The 16,561-nt window shown below is 66.9% G+C and carries 16 protein-coding genes; 12 read left to right on the top strand and 4 right to left on the bottom strand.

Annotation, left to right across the window (positions count from 1 at the left end):
• Positions 1 to 8: 8 nt before the first annotated feature.
• The 3 genes from QH276_RS17265 to QH276_RS17255 all read left to right on the top strand — a co-directional run bounded on the left by QH276_RS17265 (position 9) and on the right by QH276_RS17255 (position 4,298).
• A complete protein-coding gene (locus QH276_RS17265) occupies positions 9 to 695 on the top strand; it encodes a class I SAM-dependent methyltransferase (protein ID WP_280401208.1) in 687 nt (228 codons plus the stop codon).
• Positions 695 to 1,618, top strand: a complete 924-nt coding sequence (locus QH276_RS17260; protein WP_280401207.1) for a glycosyltransferase family 2 protein — start codon at positions 695 to 697, stop codon at positions 1,616 to 1,618. The genes QH276_RS17265 and QH276_RS17260 overlap by 1 nt, the downstream gene beginning before the upstream one ends.
• Before the next feature lie 61 nt (positions 1,619 to 1,679).
• Positions 1,680 to 4,298: a valine--tRNA ligase gene (locus QH276_RS17255; RefSeq protein WP_432278706.1), complete on the top strand. Its 2,619-nt coding sequence runs from the start codon at positions 1,680 to 1,682 to the stop codon at positions 4,296 to 4,298.
• A gap of 108 nt (positions 4,299 to 4,406) precedes the next feature.
• On the opposite strand, the gene dmpG is transcribed toward QH276_RS17255, so the two are convergent.
• From dmpG to QH276_RS17240, 3 genes are all read right to left on the bottom strand, one after another.
• Complete coding sequence (gene dmpG, locus QH276_RS17250; RefSeq protein WP_280401206.1) at positions 4,407 to 5,453, bottom strand: 4-hydroxy-2-oxovalerate aldolase; 1,047 nt, start codon at positions 5,451 to 5,453, stop codon at positions 4,407 to 4,409.
• Between the two features lie 154 nt (positions 5,454 to 5,607).
• Positions 5,608 to 6,570 carry an acetaldehyde dehydrogenase (acetylating) gene (locus tag QH276_RS17245; protein WP_280401205.1) on the bottom strand — a complete coding sequence of 321 codons (963 nt, stop codon included), beginning with the start codon at positions 6,568 to 6,570 and terminating at the stop codon, positions 5,608 to 5,610.
• Positions 6,567 to 7,430: a 2-keto-4-pentenoate hydratase gene (locus tag QH276_RS17240; RefSeq protein WP_280401204.1), complete on the bottom strand. Its 864-nt coding sequence runs from the start codon at positions 7,428 to 7,430 to the stop codon at positions 6,567 to 6,569. The genes QH276_RS17245 and QH276_RS17240 overlap by 4 nt, the downstream gene beginning before the upstream one ends.
• Before the next feature lie 202 nt (positions 7,431 to 7,632).
• On the opposite strand from QH276_RS17240, the gene QH276_RS17235 reads away from it, so the two are divergent.
• From QH276_RS17235 to QH276_RS17225, 3 genes are read left to right on the top strand one after another with little or no spacing between them, the layout of a single operon-like run.
• Positions 7,633 to 8,460 (top strand): SDR family NAD(P)-dependent oxidoreductase, encoded by an 828-nt coding sequence (locus QH276_RS17235; protein ID WP_280401203.1) that lies wholly within the window; start codon positions 7,633 to 7,635, stop codon positions 8,458 to 8,460.
• Between the two features lie 21 nt (positions 8,461 to 8,481).
• Positions 8,482 to 8,697: a hypothetical protein gene (locus QH276_RS17230; protein ID WP_280401202.1), complete on the top strand. Its 216-nt coding sequence runs from the start codon at positions 8,482 to 8,484 to the stop codon at positions 8,695 to 8,697.
• Positions 8,698 to 8,722: 25 nt separating this feature from the next.
• Complete coding sequence (locus QH276_RS17225; RefSeq protein ID WP_280401201.1) at positions 8,723 to 9,490, top strand: IclR family transcriptional regulator; 768 nt, start codon at positions 8,723 to 8,725, stop codon at positions 9,488 to 9,490.
• 61 nt (positions 9,491 to 9,551) lie between these two features.
• Here the strand turns inward: QH276_RS17225 and QH276_RS17220 are convergent, their stop codons facing one another.
• Positions 9,552 to 10,130, bottom strand: a complete 579-nt coding sequence (locus QH276_RS17220; protein ID WP_280401200.1) for a dihydrofolate reductase family protein — start codon at positions 10,128 to 10,130, stop codon at positions 9,552 to 9,554.
• A gap of 352 nt (positions 10,131 to 10,482) precedes the next feature.
• Here QH276_RS17220 and QH276_RS17215 point away from each other — a divergent pair, with 352 nt between their 5' ends.
• The 6 genes from QH276_RS17215 (at position 10,483) to QH276_RS17190 (ending at position 16,410) form a co-directional block, all read left to right on the top strand.
• Positions 10,483 to 11,634, top strand: coding sequence for a transcription termination factor Rho, short form (locus QH276_RS17215; protein WP_348536660.1), 1,152 nt, complete (start codon positions 10,483 to 10,485; stop codon positions 11,632 to 11,634).
• A gap of 176 nt (positions 11,635 to 11,810) precedes the next feature.
• A complete protein-coding gene (locus tag QH276_RS17210) occupies positions 11,811 to 12,419 on the top strand; it encodes a TetR/AcrR family transcriptional regulator (RefSeq protein ID WP_280401199.1) in 609 nt (202 codons plus the stop codon).
• A gap of 187 nt (positions 12,420 to 12,606) precedes the next feature.
• Positions 12,607 to 14,133 carry a nitric oxide reductase activation protein NorD gene (locus QH276_RS17205; RefSeq protein WP_280401198.1) on the top strand — a complete coding sequence of 509 codons (1,527 nt, stop codon included), beginning with the start codon at positions 12,607 to 12,609 and terminating at the stop codon, positions 14,131 to 14,133.
• A 125-nt stretch (positions 14,134 to 14,258) separates the two neighbouring features.
• Entirely contained in the window at positions 14,259 to 15,062 is an 804-nt protein-coding gene (locus tag QH276_RS17200; RefSeq protein ID WP_280401197.1) for a CbbQ/NirQ/NorQ/GpvN family protein, read from the top strand.
• 145 nt (positions 15,063 to 15,207) lie between these two features.
• A complete protein-coding gene (locus QH276_RS17195) occupies positions 15,208 to 15,933 on the top strand; it encodes a hypothetical protein (RefSeq protein WP_432278705.1) in 726 nt (241 codons plus the stop codon).
• 36 nt (positions 15,934 to 15,969) lie between these two features.
• Positions 15,970 to 16,410 (top strand): hypothetical protein, encoded by a 441-nt coding sequence (locus tag QH276_RS17190; RefSeq protein WP_280401196.1) that lies wholly within the window; start codon positions 15,970 to 15,972, stop codon positions 16,408 to 16,410.
• The last annotated feature ends 151 nt before the right edge of the window (positions 16,411 to 16,561 follow it).

Genomic DNA, 16,561 nt, shown 5'->3' with positions numbered 1-16,561 from the left:
GTCGCCCGATGTGTATTCTGCGGACGCAACGTGAACTCAGCACCTTCTACCTCGACGCTGTCGCGACGGGTAGCCAGACCGCCGAACGTCTGTGCGCACCGGTGTCGGATCGATTCGCCCGCTTCCTGAACTCCCTACACCACCACGTGCCTGCGACCGCCTTGGATCTTGGTTACGGGATGGGCACCTACAGCCTCGCCCTGGCGCACGCTGGGTTCCGAGTTGTGGCCATCGACCAAGTTCCCGCCCGGTACCTCCAGAGACGCCTCGCCGGCCACGCTGACTGGACCGAGCGCATCCGCATCGTCGAGCGGCGGGTAGAGGATTACGCCCCCGCCGAGCAATTCGGTGTCGTCGTCGCCAAAGATGTTCTGCACTATCTTCGCCGGGACCAGGTGCGGCGAGTTCTAGGGGGCTGCATCGATGAGGCCCCGGCCGGGGCCGCGCATTTCCTGGAGGTGTTCACCGATATCCGTCGCACGGACCGGCGTGGTCGCCGGGTGCTGATCGAAGACGAAGCTGCGTACAGCACCGCGAGTTTCCGGGAAACCATCGAGCATCTCTACACCGGCTGGCACGTGCGACTGCAGCTCGCACCGCACACCGAGCGCAACACCGACTCGCCCGGCAACTACTTCGAAGCCAACCGCATCACGGTCTGCGCGCACCTCAATCCCGGATTCGCGGTGAACTGATGGCCACGACCACCACAGCCGGGCTCAGCATTCTCATCCCATGCCACAACAGCGGTGGCCTCGTTGCGGAGGCAGTCGATTCGGTCCTGCAACAAGCCTTCTCCATCCCGTTTGAAGTGATCGTCGTCGACGACGGCAGCGACGACCCCGATACCCGCTCGGCGATCTCTTTCGCTGCTGCAAACCCACACGTTCACGCGCTCCGGCTGTCGGAGAACCAGGGCGCACAAACGGCCCGGAACGCGGGCCTGGAAGCGGCCCGCTTCGATTTCGTCCTGCCCCTCGATTGCGACGACCGCTTGGCGACCGACTCCGATTTGTTGCGGGGCGGACCCTACCCTGAGCAGGCCATACGCCTCCTCCAGTCGAATCCCGAGGTAGCGTTCGCCCACACGTTCTCGCGGATGTTCGGCGCGTTCGATGGACTCACGATCTCCGCGTACCCCGTTAGCGAGCCACTGCTGGTCCGTAAACACCATGCGCCGATGTCGATCGTCTACCGTCGCACCGACGCGCTCGCGGCCGGTGGATATGACCGGCGGATACGCAAGTGGCAGGACTGGACCTTCGCCATCGACTTGCTCGCTGCCCGGCACCGGCGAGGCACGGTCAACGACATCGCCTGCGTCTCTGGCCCGTTCCACGAGTACCGCATGCATCGCGACTTCCCACGCCTATCCAGCACGAATGTCAGCGAGCCGGCCATGACCCACCTCGTCGTCGAGAAGAACCTCGACTACTTCCGCAGCCACCTCGGCCCCGGCAGTTCCACCGAGCTGACCAGCCTGGTCTGCGCGAGCAAACCCGACCGGTTGACCGATCTGCTCCATATGGCCGCCGACAACCTGGGCCGCGCGGTCACCCTCGCGCGGCAACGAGGCGGGACCTGGTCGTGCCGATGGGACGCACTCGATGTCCCGTGACCACGACCACGCCGGATCGCCGGACCCGGAGGGGCCGGGACACCTAGGCCGGCCAGCCAATATGCTGGGCGGCGTGACCGATAACAATCCCCGTAGCAGCATGGACCCGACAATCCTGCCGACGACCTTCGTACCGGTAGAGCTAGAGGGCGAGCTGTACGTACGGTGGGTAGACAACGGTTACTTCGCCGCCGCCGAAACCAGCCCCAAGCCCGCCTACTCCATCGTCATCCCCCCTCCGAATGTCACCGGCCGCCTGCATATGGGCCACGCGTACGAGCACACCCAGATCGACGCGCTCACCCGCCGCAAACGGATGCAGGGCTTCGAGGTGCTGTGGCAGCCAGGACTTGATCATGCCGGAATCGCCACCCAGAACGTGGTCGAGCGAGAGCTCGCCAAGGAGGGCAAGTCCCGCCACGATCTCGGCCGAGAAGCGTTCGAACAGCGAGTATGGCAGTGGAAGAACGAGTCGGGTGGCGCAATCTCCAGGCAGATGCGCCGACTCGGCGACGGCGTCGACTGGAGCCGGGAACGGTTCACCATGGACGAGGGCCTGTCCCATGCCGTGCAGACGATCTTCAAACGTCTCTACGACGATGACCTGATCTACCGCGCCGAACGCATCATCAATTGGTGCCCACGCTGCACAACGGCCATCTCTGATATCGAAGTCGACCACAAGGAGCGCGAGGGCGAGCTGGTTTCGATCCGCTACGGCAACGACGCGGATTCGATTGTGGTCGCCACCACTCGCGCCGAGACCATGCTCGGTGATACCGCTGTGGCGGTGCATCCCGACGATGAGCGCTACCGCCGCCTGGTCGGCCGCGAGATCGAACTTCCACTGACCGGCCGCCGCATCCGAGTCGTCGCCGACGAACATGTCGATCCTGAGTTCGGTACCGGCGCGGTGAAAGTTACTCCCGCCCACGACCCGAACGATTTCGAGATCGGGCAACGCCACAGTCTGCCGTCCATCACGGTGATGGACGAGCGGGCCATCATCACCGCCCACGGCCCATTCCAGAGCCTGGACCGCCTCGAGGCGCGCAGCGCGGTTGTCGCAGCCTTGCGCGCCGAAGGCCGTATCACCGCCGAAAAACGTCCCTACGTGCACGCCGTCGGGCACTGTTCACGCTGCGGCACCGTCATCGAACCGCGGTTGTCGATGCAGTGGTGGGTCAATGTCGCGCCCCTGGCGAAGGCAGCCGGCGATGCAGTCCGCGAAAGCCGTGTCGCCATCCACCCACCCGAGCTGGCCGGCCGATACTTCGATTGGGTCGACAATCTGCGGGACTGGAACATATCGCGCCAACTGTGGTGGGGCCATCGCATCCCCATCTGGTATGGCCCCGAGGGCCAGATGACCTGCATCGGTCCAGGCGAAACCGCTCCCGAAGGCTGGACCCAAGATCCCGATGTCCTGGACACTTGGTTCTCTTCGGCGCTGTGGCCGTTCTCCACCATGGGCTGGCCCGAACAGACCGAAAGCCTGGCCAAGTTCTACCCGAACACAGTCCTGTTCACCGGCTACGACCTCCTGTTCTTCTGGATCGCCCGCATGATGATGTTCGGTATCTACGCCACCGGGCAACCGCCGTTCGCGACTATTGCGCTGCACGGCATGGTCCGCGACAAGTTCGGCAAGAAGATGAGCAAGAGCTTTGGCAACGTCGTCGACCCCATCACCTGGATGGACAGCTACGGCACCGACGCGCTGCGCTTCGCCCTCGCCCGCGCGGCCAACCCCGGCACCGACGCCCCGATTGCCGAGGAGTCGGTGGAAGGCGCCCGCAATTTCACCACCAAGATCTGGAACGCGACGCGCTTCGCCCTCCTCAACGGCGCCACCACCCACGGAGAGCTCCCCGACTACTCCGAGCAGACGGCGGTGGACAGGTGGATACTGTCCCGGCTCAACACTGTGATCGCCGAGGCCGACCGGCTCTACGAGGACTACCAGTTCTCGAAGCTTTCAGAGCTGCTGTATCACTTCGCCTGGGACGAAGTGTTCGACTGGTACCTCGAATTATCCAAAGCCACGTACGCATCCGGCGGCCCGGCAGCAGATTCGGCCCGCCGAGTCCTCGGACACGTGCTGGACAACCTGCTGCGACTGCTGCATCCGATCGTCCCGTTCGTCACCGAGAAGCTCTGGACCACACTCACCAAAGGCGAATCGGTTGTTATCGCCTCTTGGCCGATAGACAGCGGGTACCGCGACACCGCTGCCGAGAGCGAAATCGTCGAATTGCAGCAGCTCGTTACCGAGGTCCGGCGGTTCCGGTCCGAACAAGGCGTACGCACCACCCAGCGAGTGCCTTCCGAACTCGAACTCACCCCCGTATTGCAGCCACATGAAACGGCCATCCGGCAACTGCTCCGGCTCGAAACCCCGGCGGAGGGTTTCACCGCCACCGCCACACTGCCCATCGGGGACGCGCGGATCCGCCTCGACCTCTCGCAAGCGATCGATGTGGACGCCGAACGCAGACGGTTGCAGAAAGCCCTCGCCGCCGCACAGAAGGAACTCGACACAGCGGCAAAGAAACTCGGCAACGAAGGTTTTCTGGCCAAGGCCCCCGGGGAGGTGGTGGACGGAATCCGCCTGCGTCAGCAGACAGCGCAACAGGACGCCGAACGCCTCCAGCGTCAACTCGACTCTTTGCGGAGATGACGGGCTGGACCATGCCGAATCCCCAAGTATAAAACCCGCCGAGCCCGAACGCTCCCGGATCGAATGGGTACCTGCCCACTCGATCCGGGAGCGTCCTCGCGAATCCGGTCAGGCCGGCTGCTGTTCGGCTTCCCGTTCGGCCACCATCGTCAACGCGATATCGACGATCATGTCCTCCTGACCGCCCACCAGCCGGCGCCGGCCCGCCTCCATGAGCAGGGTGCGGACATCAATTCCGTAGCGTTCGCTCGCCGCTTCCGCATGCCGCAGGAAGCTGGAGTAGACACCGGCGTAGCCGAGGGTGAGGGTTTCGCGGTCCACCCGCACCGGGCGATCCTGCAGCGGCCGGACCAGATCGTCGGCGGCGTCCTGCAGGGCGAAGACATCACAGCCGTGCTTCCAGCCGAGCACATCGGCGACGGCGACGAACGCCTCGATCGGTGTATTGCCCGCGCCCGCACCGTGTCCGGCGAGGGAGGCATCGACCCGGGTGACGCCGTTCTCGACGGCCACCACCGAATTCGCCACGGACAGCGAAAGATTCTCGTGCGCGTGGATACCGAGTTCGGTGTCCGGATCGAGCACGTCACGGTAGGCCAGGATCCGGTCGCGCACGCCGTTCATGGTGAGCCGGCCACCGGAATCGGTGACGTACACACAGTGCGCGCCGTAGCTTTCCATGAGTTTCGCCTGCTGGGCGAGTTCGGCGGGTTCGGCCATATGGCTCATCATCAGGAAGCCCGAAACGTCCATCCCGATCTCGCGGGCGGTCGCGATGTGCTGAGCGGCGACATCGGCCTCGGTGCAATGGGTAGCGACGCGCACCGACCGCACACCCAGGCCCCAGGCCCGCCGCAGATCCTCGGCTGTACCGACACCGGGCAGCAACAGGCTGGTCAGCCGGGCATTCTCGATATTCGCGGCCGCGGCCTCGAGCCAGGTCCAGTCGCTGTGCGAGCCGGGACCGTAGTTGACCGATCCACCGGCGAGACCGTCACCGTGCGCGACCTCGATCGCGTCGACACCGGCGGCGTCGAGCGCGGCCACGATCTTGCCCACGTTCTCCGGGGTGATGCGGTGCCGGATGGCATGCATCCCGTCGCGCAGGGTCACGTCCTGCACGAAAACCGAGGTCACCGATTCTGTGGCGCTCATCGTGCACCCTCCTTGTCTATTGGCATGAGCGAGGGCCCTGCGTGGTTACGCTGCGCTACCGCCTCCGGGCCTGACTCGCTCATGCTCTGCCGATTACGCATGAGCGAGGGCCCTGCGTGGTTACGCTGCGCTACCGCCTCCGGGCCTGACTCGCTCATGCGGCCTGCTGGCTGTTCTGTGCGATCCGCTCGGCGACCTGCAACCCGGCGGAGGTCATGATGTCGAGGTTGCCGGCGTAGGCGGGCAGGTAGTGGGCCGCGCCCTCCACCTCCAGGAATACCGAGACCCGATGGGTCGGGAACAGGGCGTTGTCCTTCGCCAGCAGGGTGTGCACCGGCTGGTCCTGCGGGATCGGGTCGATCTGCACTTCCTGCTTGAGCCGGTAGCCCGGCACATAGGCCGCGACATCGTCGACCATTTTCACGACCGACGCCTTGATCTGATCGTGCGACTCCTCGTCGGGCGCGTTCACCAGGCAGAAGACGGTATCGCGCATGATCAGCGGCGGTTCCGCCGGATTCAGGATGATCACCGCCTTACCGCGTTCGGCGCCACCCACGGTTTCGATGGCGTGCGCGGTGGTCTCGGTGAATTCGTCGATATTGGCGCGGGTGCCGGGCCCGGCGGATTTCGAGGCGATGGACGCCACGATCTCGGCGTAGGGCACCGGTACGACCCGCGACACCGCGGACACGATCGGGATGGTCGCCTGGCCACCGCAGGTCACCATGTTCACGTTCTGCGCCTCGAGGTGTTCCTCGAGGTTCACCGGCGGCACCACGAAGGGGCCGATCGCGGCGGGCGTCAGGTCGATCAGGCGTTTGCCCAGCGGCGCGAGCTTCGCGTGGTTCTGTTCGTGCGCCTTGGCAGAGGTGGCGTCGAAGACGATCTCGATCTCGTCGAAATTCGGCAGCGCGATCAGGCCGTCCACCCCCTCATGGGTGGTCGGGACCTTCAGCCGGGCGGCGCGGGCCAGCCCGTCGGACGCGGGGTCGATACCGACCATCGCGCCCATTTCCAGGAACCGGGAATGCCGCATGACCTTGATCATCAGATCGGTGCCGATATTGCCCGACCCGATGATCGCGACCTTGGTGCGTTTGCTGTTGTCACTCACTGGGAGACCTCCGAAGCGGTGGTGAAGGAAGCCGACACCGTCCCGAGGCCGGAGATGGCGGCGGTGACGGTGGCACCGGGGTGCAGCGGCCGCATCGGGCCGAGCGCACCGGAGAGGATCACCTGGCCGGCGCGCAACGGTTCACCGAAGGTGCGGGCCTGCTGCGCGAGCCAGGACAGGGCGTTGAGCGGGTCGCCGAGGCAGGCGGCGCCGTTACCGGTGGAGACCTCTTCGCCGTCGATGCTCATGCTCATGGTGACTTCGACGGGCTCGAAATCGTCGAGGGTGCGGCGTTCACCGCCGAGCACGTACAGGCCGCTCGAGGCATTGTCGGCGACGGTATCGGCGAAGGAGATGTTCCAGTCGGTGATCCGGCTGTCCACGATCTCGAGGGCGGCCATGGCCTCGGCGACGGCCGCCCGGCACTGGGCGATATCGAGCGGGCCCTCGGCGAGGTCCGCACCCAGCAGGAACGCGACCTCGGCCTCGGCCTTGGGCTGCAGCAGGCGGTCGATCGGGATCACATCGCCGTCGGCATAGGCCATATCGGAGAACAGCACCCCGAAATCGGGCTGGTCGACGCCCAGCTGCTGCTGGACGGCCTGCGAGGTGGCACCGATCTTGCGGCCGACCACGGTGACACCCGGGGTGAGCCGGGCGGCGTTGAACCGCTCCTGGATCCGGTAGGCCGTGGCGACATCGTCGGGACCGATCAGCCCGTCCCGCAGCGGTGCACAGGTTATCCGGGTCTCGGCCGCGGTGATCAGGCGCTGCGCGGCCCGGGCGACGATCGACTCGTCGACACCGGACGTGCTGGTGCCCTCGACAGTGGTTGCCACCACTACCTCCGTTCTCCTCATCGTTGGGTGCTACCAGTGCACACCGCTTTCCCCCAGCTGAACAGCGAATTGGTCCACTGACTGGACCACCCGGTAAGGAGTTGCGACCGCGCGACGACCGGCGGCTCCGGACCATGCGGCAGCGCACTCGCGACGGCGAATATCCGATACAGCACCTGATACGTTGAGCGCCCTGTACGGCAGTTCGAACAGGAGATCGGGTATGCAGGTCGCGGAAAAAGTCTTCGTAGTCACCGGAGCCGGCAACGGAATCGGGCGCTGCGTAGCTCAGGAATTGATCGATCGCGGCGCGTTCGTCGCCGGCGCCGACCTCGACGAACAGGCCCTGGCCGGCACCGCCGGATTGGTCTCGGACTCGTCCCGGTTCACCGCCCACACCCTCGATATCGCCGACCGCGACGCCGTGGCCACCTTCCCCGCCACCGTGCTCGCCGCCCACGGCCGGGTGGACGGCTTGTTCAATATCGCGGGTATCGCCCAGGAGTTGCAGACCATCGCCGACCTCGGGGACACCCGGATCGAAACCCTGATGCAGGTGAATTTCTTCGGCGCGGTATGGATGACGCGGGCGTTCCTCCCGCATCTGCTGCAGCGGCCCGCGGGTGTCGTCCTGAACACCTCGAGCCTGTCGGCGATCGTCCCGGTGCCCGGTTCGGCCGTGTACGGGGCGTCGAAAGCCGCTCTCGCGCTGTACAGCTACGGTTTGGCACAGGATCTGCGCGGCCGCTCGAACGTCACGGTGACCACGGTGCTGCCGGGATCCGTCTGGACCGACCTGGTACGCAAGGTCTCGCAGCAGATGGGCGCGCCCGAGAACGTCGCCAAGGCCTTCTCCGGGAAACCGGAGACGGTCGCCCGCCGCATCGTCGATGCGACCATGAAAGGCCGGGGCCGGGTCGTCATCGGCAAGGACGCCCGCGTCTACGACGTCGTCCGGCGATTCAGTACCCGCGCGGCCGACCGGCTGTCCTACCTGCAGGTCGGGCACGCGGTCTACCGGAAACGCACGGACGCCGTCCGGCACCGCTGACGCTGCGGGCCGATTCCCAGCGTGCCGGCCACGACGCCCCGCGACGCCCGGTCGATCAGCGGTCGAGCCCGCGCCTCGCTGCTCTTCACCGCGGTCGACCACGAGGTGCTGAATCCCGAGCTTGTCGGCGAACAGGTGGCGCTGGGTGATCCAGCCGAGTACCGACAGCGCGACCCACGCCGGCCCGGCAGCTCGCGATCCGCCACGGTGCAGCTCAGCAGTAGAATGGTCCACTGACCGGACCGCCGGGAGAAGGAGCACCATGCCGGAACGCCCACTCGACGACCGCTCCGTCCTCGGCCGCGCACTGCTGATCCTGGAGGCGTTCGGCGTCGAGGACCAAGCCGTCGGGTTATCCGAGCTCACCCGCCGTACCGGCCTCCCGAAGGCCACCGTGCACCGCATGAGCCGCGATCTGGTGGCGGCCCGGCTGCTCAGTTCCTCCCCCGACGGCTATCGGCTGGGCCGCGGCCTGTTCGAACTCGGTATGCGCGCCGCCACCGAACGCACCCTGCTCGAGGTCGCCATCCCCTTCCTCCAGGACCTGTTCACCCGCACCAGCGAAACGGTGCACCTCGGTGTCCGCGACGGTGACGAGGTGGTCTACATCAGCAAGATCGGCGGCCACCGCCAGGCCCGTGCCCCCTCCCGGATCGGCGGCCGAATGCCGTTGTACTGCACGGCAATCGGCAAGTCCTTGCTCGCACATTCCGGACCCGAAACCATCGACCGCATCCTGGCGGGCCCCCTCGTCCGCCGCACCCCCCGCACCGTGGTGGCACCGGGTCTGCTGCGCGCCCAGCTGGCCCACGCCGTGGACACCGGAGTCACCTTCGAACACGAGGAATCCACCCTCGGCATCGCTTGCGTCGCCGCCCCCATCCTCGACGGCAGCGACGAACCGCCCGCTGCCATCTCGGTCACCGGCCCGGTCACCCGCTTCCGCCCCGAGGTCCACGCGTCCTCGGTCCAGGCGGCCGCCGCGGGCATCGCCTCCATCCTCGCCCGCCGGCCACAAGCCCTGTCCTGACCGCCGGTCCCGGTCCCGTTCCCGAGCGGTACGGCGACCGGGTATCGGCGATGCGCCGGACTCAGGTGTGCAGGGTGGGCCGGTAGATCAACTCCTGAATGTTGCCGTCGAGCGTCCGGGTCTCGAGCAGTTCGAGGTCGAAATCTTCGGCGCCCCGGAAGATCGGGTCCAGCCCGGTCCTTCCCGTGATCACCGGGAAGAGCGTCACCTGGACGCGATCCACCAGGCCCGCGGCCAGCAGGGACCGGTTCATCGACAGGCTGCCGTGGGAACGCAACGGGACGGCGGACTCCTTCTTCAACCGGGCGACGATATCGACGGCGTCGCCGCCGGCGACGGTGGCATCGGGCCAGTCGAGGGGGGCCTCGAGGGTGGTCGAGACGACCGTGGCCGGAAGGTTCCGCATCCGGGTGACCCACGGATCGCGGACGTCGGCGTCCTCGGTACTCGCGGCCAGCATCTGCGCGAACGCGCGGTAGGTGTTCGCACCGAAGACCATCATCTGGTCCTCGGCGTACACGGCGAGGCGGTGGCCGAGCAGTTCGGGGCCCTGTTTACCCCAGTAACCGGTCCAGTTCCCACCCGCGGCGCCGTAACCGTCGAGGCTGGAGAATACGTCGAAGGTGTAGGTCGCGGTCATCTGCTCTCCTCGGGTGCGGTCGATCGGGTACAGGAATCGAGACCGGATCGCGCGGCGGAACTCATCGCCGCGTACGGGGAACAAGCCGGCACTGTTGCGTGTTGAACCGGGTGCCGTTACTGTAAAGGCGGTCTTCATCTTGTGGACGTAGGTGGCACACTCCCTCCCACAAGGCTTCGCATTCACCCGCTCGGTATTCGAATGCCGTCGACTCGGCACAGCGTCCGGCCGGCCTGATTCCGGCCCGCCCGGCACCGCCACATCTCGTCTCCGCGCCCCTGGCGCGCTGATCGCAGCATGCGGAATTCCTGGCCACCGGCCGTTCACACCACCCCAACCCAGGAGGAAAGTCATGCAGGACAAGACTATTCACAGGCAAACCAGCACACCCGACGACGATTCGGTATCGATCGCCGGGATCCTCGACATCACCGACAACGATGCCACGCTGCGGGTCGACGGGTATCTACCCGGACCGCACGACGCCCATGTGCCGCCGCGTCTGCTCCGCGAGTACGGACTCCGTCGCGGCGACACCCTCACCGGCACGCTCGGCACCGGGCGGGAGGGCGCGAAACTGCCGCCGCTGGCCCGGGTCGAGAGCGTCAACGGCCTGCCGCCCGACAGCGCGAAGTCGCGCCCGCATTTCGCGGATCTGGTCCCCCTGTACCCACAGGACCGTCTGCGGCTGGAAACCGAACCGCACGAATTGACCACGCGTATCACCGATTTGGTGATGCCGATCGGAAAAGGTCAGCGCGCGCTCGTGGTCGCACCACCCAAAGCGGGTAAGACCTCCGTGCTCCAATCCCTCGCGCACGGTATCGCCAAGAACCATCCCGAATGCCAGTTGATGCTGGTGCTGGTCGGCGAACGCCCCGAAGAGGTGACCGATCTGTCCCGTGCGGTACCGGCCGAGATCGCCGCCGCGACCTTCGATCAACCGGCCCGCGACCATATCGCGCTCGCCGAATTGGCCATCGAACATGCCAAACGCCTCGTCGAGATGGGCCGCGACGTCGTGGTGCTGCTCGATTCGCTGACCCGGCTGGCCCGCGCGTACAACCTGGCCGCCGCCGGGTCCGGGCGGATCCTCTCCGGCGGCGTCGACGCCGCAGCGCTGGCACCACCAAAGAAGTTCCTCGGCGCCGCCCGCAATATCGAGAACGGCGGCTCGCTCACCATCATCGCCAGCGCGCTGGTCGAGACCGGCTCGCTCGCCGACACCGTGATCTTCGAGGAATACAAGGGCACCGGGAACGCCGAACTGAAACTCGACCGGCACGCCGCCGACCGGCGCCTGTTCCCCGCCATCGATATCAATCGGTCGAGTACCCGCAAGGAGGAGCTGCTGCTCTCCTCCGACGAGCGCACCGCCACCGCCGCCCTGCGCAAGACCTTGGCGGGTCGCGAGCCGCAGCAGTCGCTCGAACTACTACTGACCGGCCTCCGGCAGACCGAAACGAATTCCGAATTCCTCTCCCAGATCCGTACCGCAGACTGATCCTCGCCTCTCGGCACCACGATCGACCCCTGCTCGCGCCGATCCGGTCATGCTGCCCCCTGAGCAATCCGACCGAACTGTAATCCTCTCGGCAACAACATCTCACAAGCCCGGTTGACTAGTGTCATTGAAATTTTTTATTGACATCTTTCAACCAATGGTCCCTAATGGGTGCCGTGAACGCACCGACTCAGCGGCCTGGTGGCCGGGAAGCCCGGCGCCTGGAAACCCGGGAGCGGGTTTTCGAGGCCGCCGTCGCCGAGTTCCGGCGCACCGGCACGGCCGGCGCCGACGTGGGCGCCATCATCGAGGCCGCCGGGGTGGCGCGTGGCACGTTCTACTTTCATTTCCCCAGCAAGGAACATGTGCTGCTGGAGCTGGAACGGCGCGAGGAGGCACGGGTCGCCAAGGAGTTCGCCCGGTTCGTCGCACGGCCACACGATCTACCGGCCGCCCTGCAGAAGGCGGTGCGGCTGGTGCTCTCGGTCGAGCGGCGGGTGGGTGCGATCCTGTTCAAGGATGTCCTCGGGCTGCATTTCGCCCCGACCCGCCCGCCGGACGACGAATGGACCGATCACCCACTGATCGTGCTGGTGGTCGAGGAGATCGGCCGGGCCCGCGACAACGGGGAAGCCGCCCCCGAGATCGATCCCTTCCACAGCGCGGTGTTCTTCCTGCTCGGGCTCTACGCGCTGCTCACGACCACCAGCGATTCGAAAACCGTACGAGCGGCCATGCTCGACAACTACGTCACCGTCGCCCTGCGCGGGATGGAGCCGAGATGAGCATCCGCCGTCCGGCTGCCGAGAACAGCACATACCGGAGGTTCCCATGTGGCAAGACATCGTGCGCCTGATCGTCGCCTGGGGCTCCATGGGCGCCGTGATCGGGTTCTGGTATTGGGTTATGCGCAATATCGGGACGTTCTGAGCCAGCGGATCGATTGAGCGCCAGAGGCATCGGTGACCGGCCATGGACGTCCGCGAAACCCCCGCCGCCGCACTGGAGCGCAGCTGCGCCGTCACCGCGGTCGCGTTCTCCGCGCGGCGCCGCACGGGTGCCCGGCTGATCACCGGCGAACGCCGGGCGTTCGGCCTGAACACCACCCAGACCGTCGTGCACGTACCTTATCCCCCGCTGCCGGGCTGGACCCGTCGCACCGTGACCTGCGGTGTCGCGCTGCAATGTGCGCCGTCGAAGGAACGAATCGCCCGGTACACGCTGCACGAACTGTCGCCCCGGGAGCGCGCGAGCCTCGCGGTGGTGGAAGGGTCCGTCGCGCTGGGGTGGGTCGCCGCGCGATTTCCGGGACTGATCCCGGAATTACGTCGCGTACTGCCCGAGCTCGAATTCGGCGATCCCGACCTGGACGGTCCGGCGATACTCGAACGGGCGGTGGCGGCGGCCCGTTCGGCACCCACCCCGGTCCCGCCTCCGATCCTTGGGTCGCCGCCGCTCACCGCTGTGGCGCGCGGCCGGGTTTCGCTGGCGGTGCGGCGCATGTACGGGCGGATGCCGTGGACAACGCCGCGTACCGACTCCTACCGCGCCATGGCGGTACCCGTCGGCGGCGAGGGCGGGGTGCGCAATCCCAATCTGCCACCGCCGAGCCGCCCGGAGAACGAAGACCTCGAGATCGCACCCGATCGGCGGGTGGGTATCCCCTACCCCGAATGGAATATGTGGACCGGCAGCTTCCTGCCCGGCCACGTCGCGGTCCTGGAACGCCCGCAGGCCCGGCAGGCGCACCGTCCCGCGCCGGCCACGGTGGATGTGCGGCGCTGGTTCGCCGAGCGCACCCACCGTGCGATGATCGGCGGCCGGGAGGACGGTTCCGACCTGGACATCGACCGCTACATCGACCACTACGTGACCCTTCTGACGGGCGCGGCGCCGCAGCCGCGGGTGTTCCGGGAACTACTGCCCGCCGCCCGCGAGGTCGTCACCGCCGTTCTCCTGGACGGGAGTTCGTCGCTCGGCGTACACCAGGGGCGCACGTTCCGGTTGGAACTGGCGTGCGCGGACGCGCTGTCGCAGGCGCTGGCGGCGGTCGGCGAGCGACACGGGATCTTCGTGTTCACCGGCAACACCCGGCACCGGGTGGAGGTGCGCTGCCTGAAGGATTTCGACGACCGGAGTTTCGTCGATCCAGGTGGTCTCGGCCTGGAAACCGGCGGTTACACCCGGCTCGGCGCGCCGATCCGGCACCTCACAAGCCGTTTGCTCGCACAGCCCGCACAACGGCGGCTGCTGCTGATTCTCGGTGACGGCCTGATCTCCGACGAGGGGTACGAAGGGCGGTACGCCTGGGCGGATGTCGCGCACGCCGTCGAGGAGGCGGGGGAAGCGGGCGTCACCGTCTACTACCTCGGCATCGGGCCGGTCCGCGTCGATCCGCTGCCCACCGTTTTCGGTGCCCGGCGTTCCCGGCGGATCCACCGCGTGGAGGAATTGCCCCGCGTCCTCGCCCACGTCCATCGCGAATTGGTCGCGGTGTGATGGGCACCGGCGGATACGGCCGACGTGGCCGCACCGCGACCGAAGCGGCGAAGCGGTGCCGCCGGTGTCGGTCGCAGCGCCGGAACACACGGTCCATGCCGCCGGCAACCGGATGAGAGGTGCGGATGAGTACGGAGTATTACTCGACCGGAAACGATATCGATCTGTTCCACAAGGCTTTTCAGCGACGGATACCGGTGATGCTCACCGGGCCGACGGGCTGCGGGAAAACCCGGTTCGTGGAATTCATGGGGCAGCGGCTCCGGCGGCCGGTGGTGACGATCAGCTGCCACGACGATCTCACCAGCGCGGACCTGGTGGGCCGGTTCCTGGTGACCGGCGGCGATGTGGTCTGGAACGACGGCCCGCTCACCACCGCGGTGAAGAACGGCGCGATCTGCTATCTCGACGAGGTGGCCGAGGCCCGGCACGATTCGCTGGCGGTGCTGCATTCGCTCACCGATCATCGCCGGTCGCTGTACCTCGACCGGGCCGGCGAGGTGGTACCCGCACCGGAGACCTTCATGCTGGTCTGTTCCTACAACCCGGCCTACCGGAGTTCGCTGAAAGAACTCAAACCCTCGTTCCGGCAGCGCTTCATGACCTTGACCATGGACTATCTGGATCCGGACCGCGAGGCCGCGGTGGTGGTCGCGGAAACGGGGGTGCCGCGGGAGGTCGCGCGCCGGCTGGTCGACTGCGCCCGCACGATCCGCGAAGCCGACGAGGTCTTCCATTACGAACCGCCCTCGACGCGGGTCCTGGTCACCACGGCGCATCTCATCGCCGCGGGAGCAACCGAATGGGATGCCGCATACGCGTGCCTGCTCGCGCCGCTGAGCACCAACGGCGCGATCGGTGAAGGACTGCGCGAAATCGCGGCGGCCGCCCTGGCCACCGCGGATACCCAGGCCGCGCAGCCGGTGTAGAAGGAGGAGTACAGCCCATGAACGAGCAGGACCGCCGGCGACGGCGCGCACTGATCGCCGTCCAGATCTTCGCCTACGGGTTCCTCCTGGCGATGTTCCTCATCCAACTGCATATGTATTCGGTCCGGGATTGGTAGGAGCCCTCGTGAAACTCTCGGCTGTATCTCTCCCCTGGCGTGGCGCGGCAGCAGCGACCGGGCCGAAGGACGCCTACGACGAACACCACGACGAATCCCGCCGGGCCCAGCGCGAAGCCGACTGGTGGCTGACGGGCGGCACACTGCTGATGGGCACGCTGGTCCTCGGTATCGTCGGCCTGCCGATCTTCCTGCGCGGGGTGTGGCTGCAACGCCGGGCCCAGCGATCCGGCCTGTCGGTGCGCCCGATCATCGTCACGCTGATCGGCTATCTGGTGATCCTCGATGCCGCGCTCAACAGTCTCGGCTGGGCCCTGGACCTCATCGCCAACCACACGCTGATCAACCGCGTCATCCTCACCGCGTGGGGCAATTTCTTCGACGCGGGCTATTTCTGGCACTACAACGAACTGTGGATCGGCGGCGCCGGCGCCCCCGGCGAGAAGGGCTGGGAAGTGGCCCTGATGCTGACCGTGTTCCCGATGCGGATCGCCGCCGCCATCGCCTTCCTGCAGATGAAACGCTGGGGACACCAGTGGATGATCGTCACCTGCTGGTTCGGGCTGGTGATCTGGATCGGCTACACGTTCAACATGACCATGTACGCCGATGTGCGCTACGACGGGGTCGTATTGCCGGTGCTCGGCTGGTGGCTCTACGACATCTTCTACATCACGCCGTTCCTGGCGATTCCCTACCTGCACACCGTCAATCGCGAGATCTTCTCCGACTGACCGGCCGGCCACCGAACTCGCTCGAAGGACTCCCAGATGAGCACCTCCACCCCCACCACCGATCCGGGGAAACCCGAACTGCCGCCGGGCACCACCGCACCGTACGCGCGGATGCACACATGGCTGCGGCGCGCCATCTTCGTCTGCCTGTTCGCGCTCGTCATCGAGGGCGCGTTCACCGTTCCGGCGCTGGCGCTCTGGTACGGCTGGCCCACCCTGTCGTTCACCGAGATCTGCAGTGAACTGATGAAGGTCAGGTATTCCGACGACACTCTCGAATGCGAACACCCGTACCCGCTGTCCGGCCCCCCGTTCGGCGGGCCCCCGGAAGCGGCGGGCCAGAAAACGGCCCGGGACGAGTGGGGTATCCAGCCGAAACCCGGCTGGGACCGGATCGGATTCCGCGAACTCATCCAGATCCGCGACGACCGCGTGGCCCGTCAGGAGGCCGCGCAGCAGGCGCCACCGCCACGCTGACGGGAGCGGATACCGCCCGGCATGCAACGATCGGGGCATGTCCGATTTCCTGACACCGGAACAGATCGCCCGCCGCCCCCCCCCCCCCGCGCGCCCCGCCCGCGGCGGGGGGGGGGGGCGCGGGCCGGCCGGCGGCCCCCCCCCCCGGCGG

This window comes from Nocardia carnea (genome assembly GCF_029869215.1).
Classification (GTDB): domain Bacteria; phylum Actinomycetota; class Actinomycetes; order Mycobacteriales; family Mycobacteriaceae; genus Nocardia; species Nocardia carnea_B.
The sequence above is the reverse complement of the archived record's forward strand: the minus strand, read 5'-3'. Positions and strand labels throughout refer to the sequence as shown.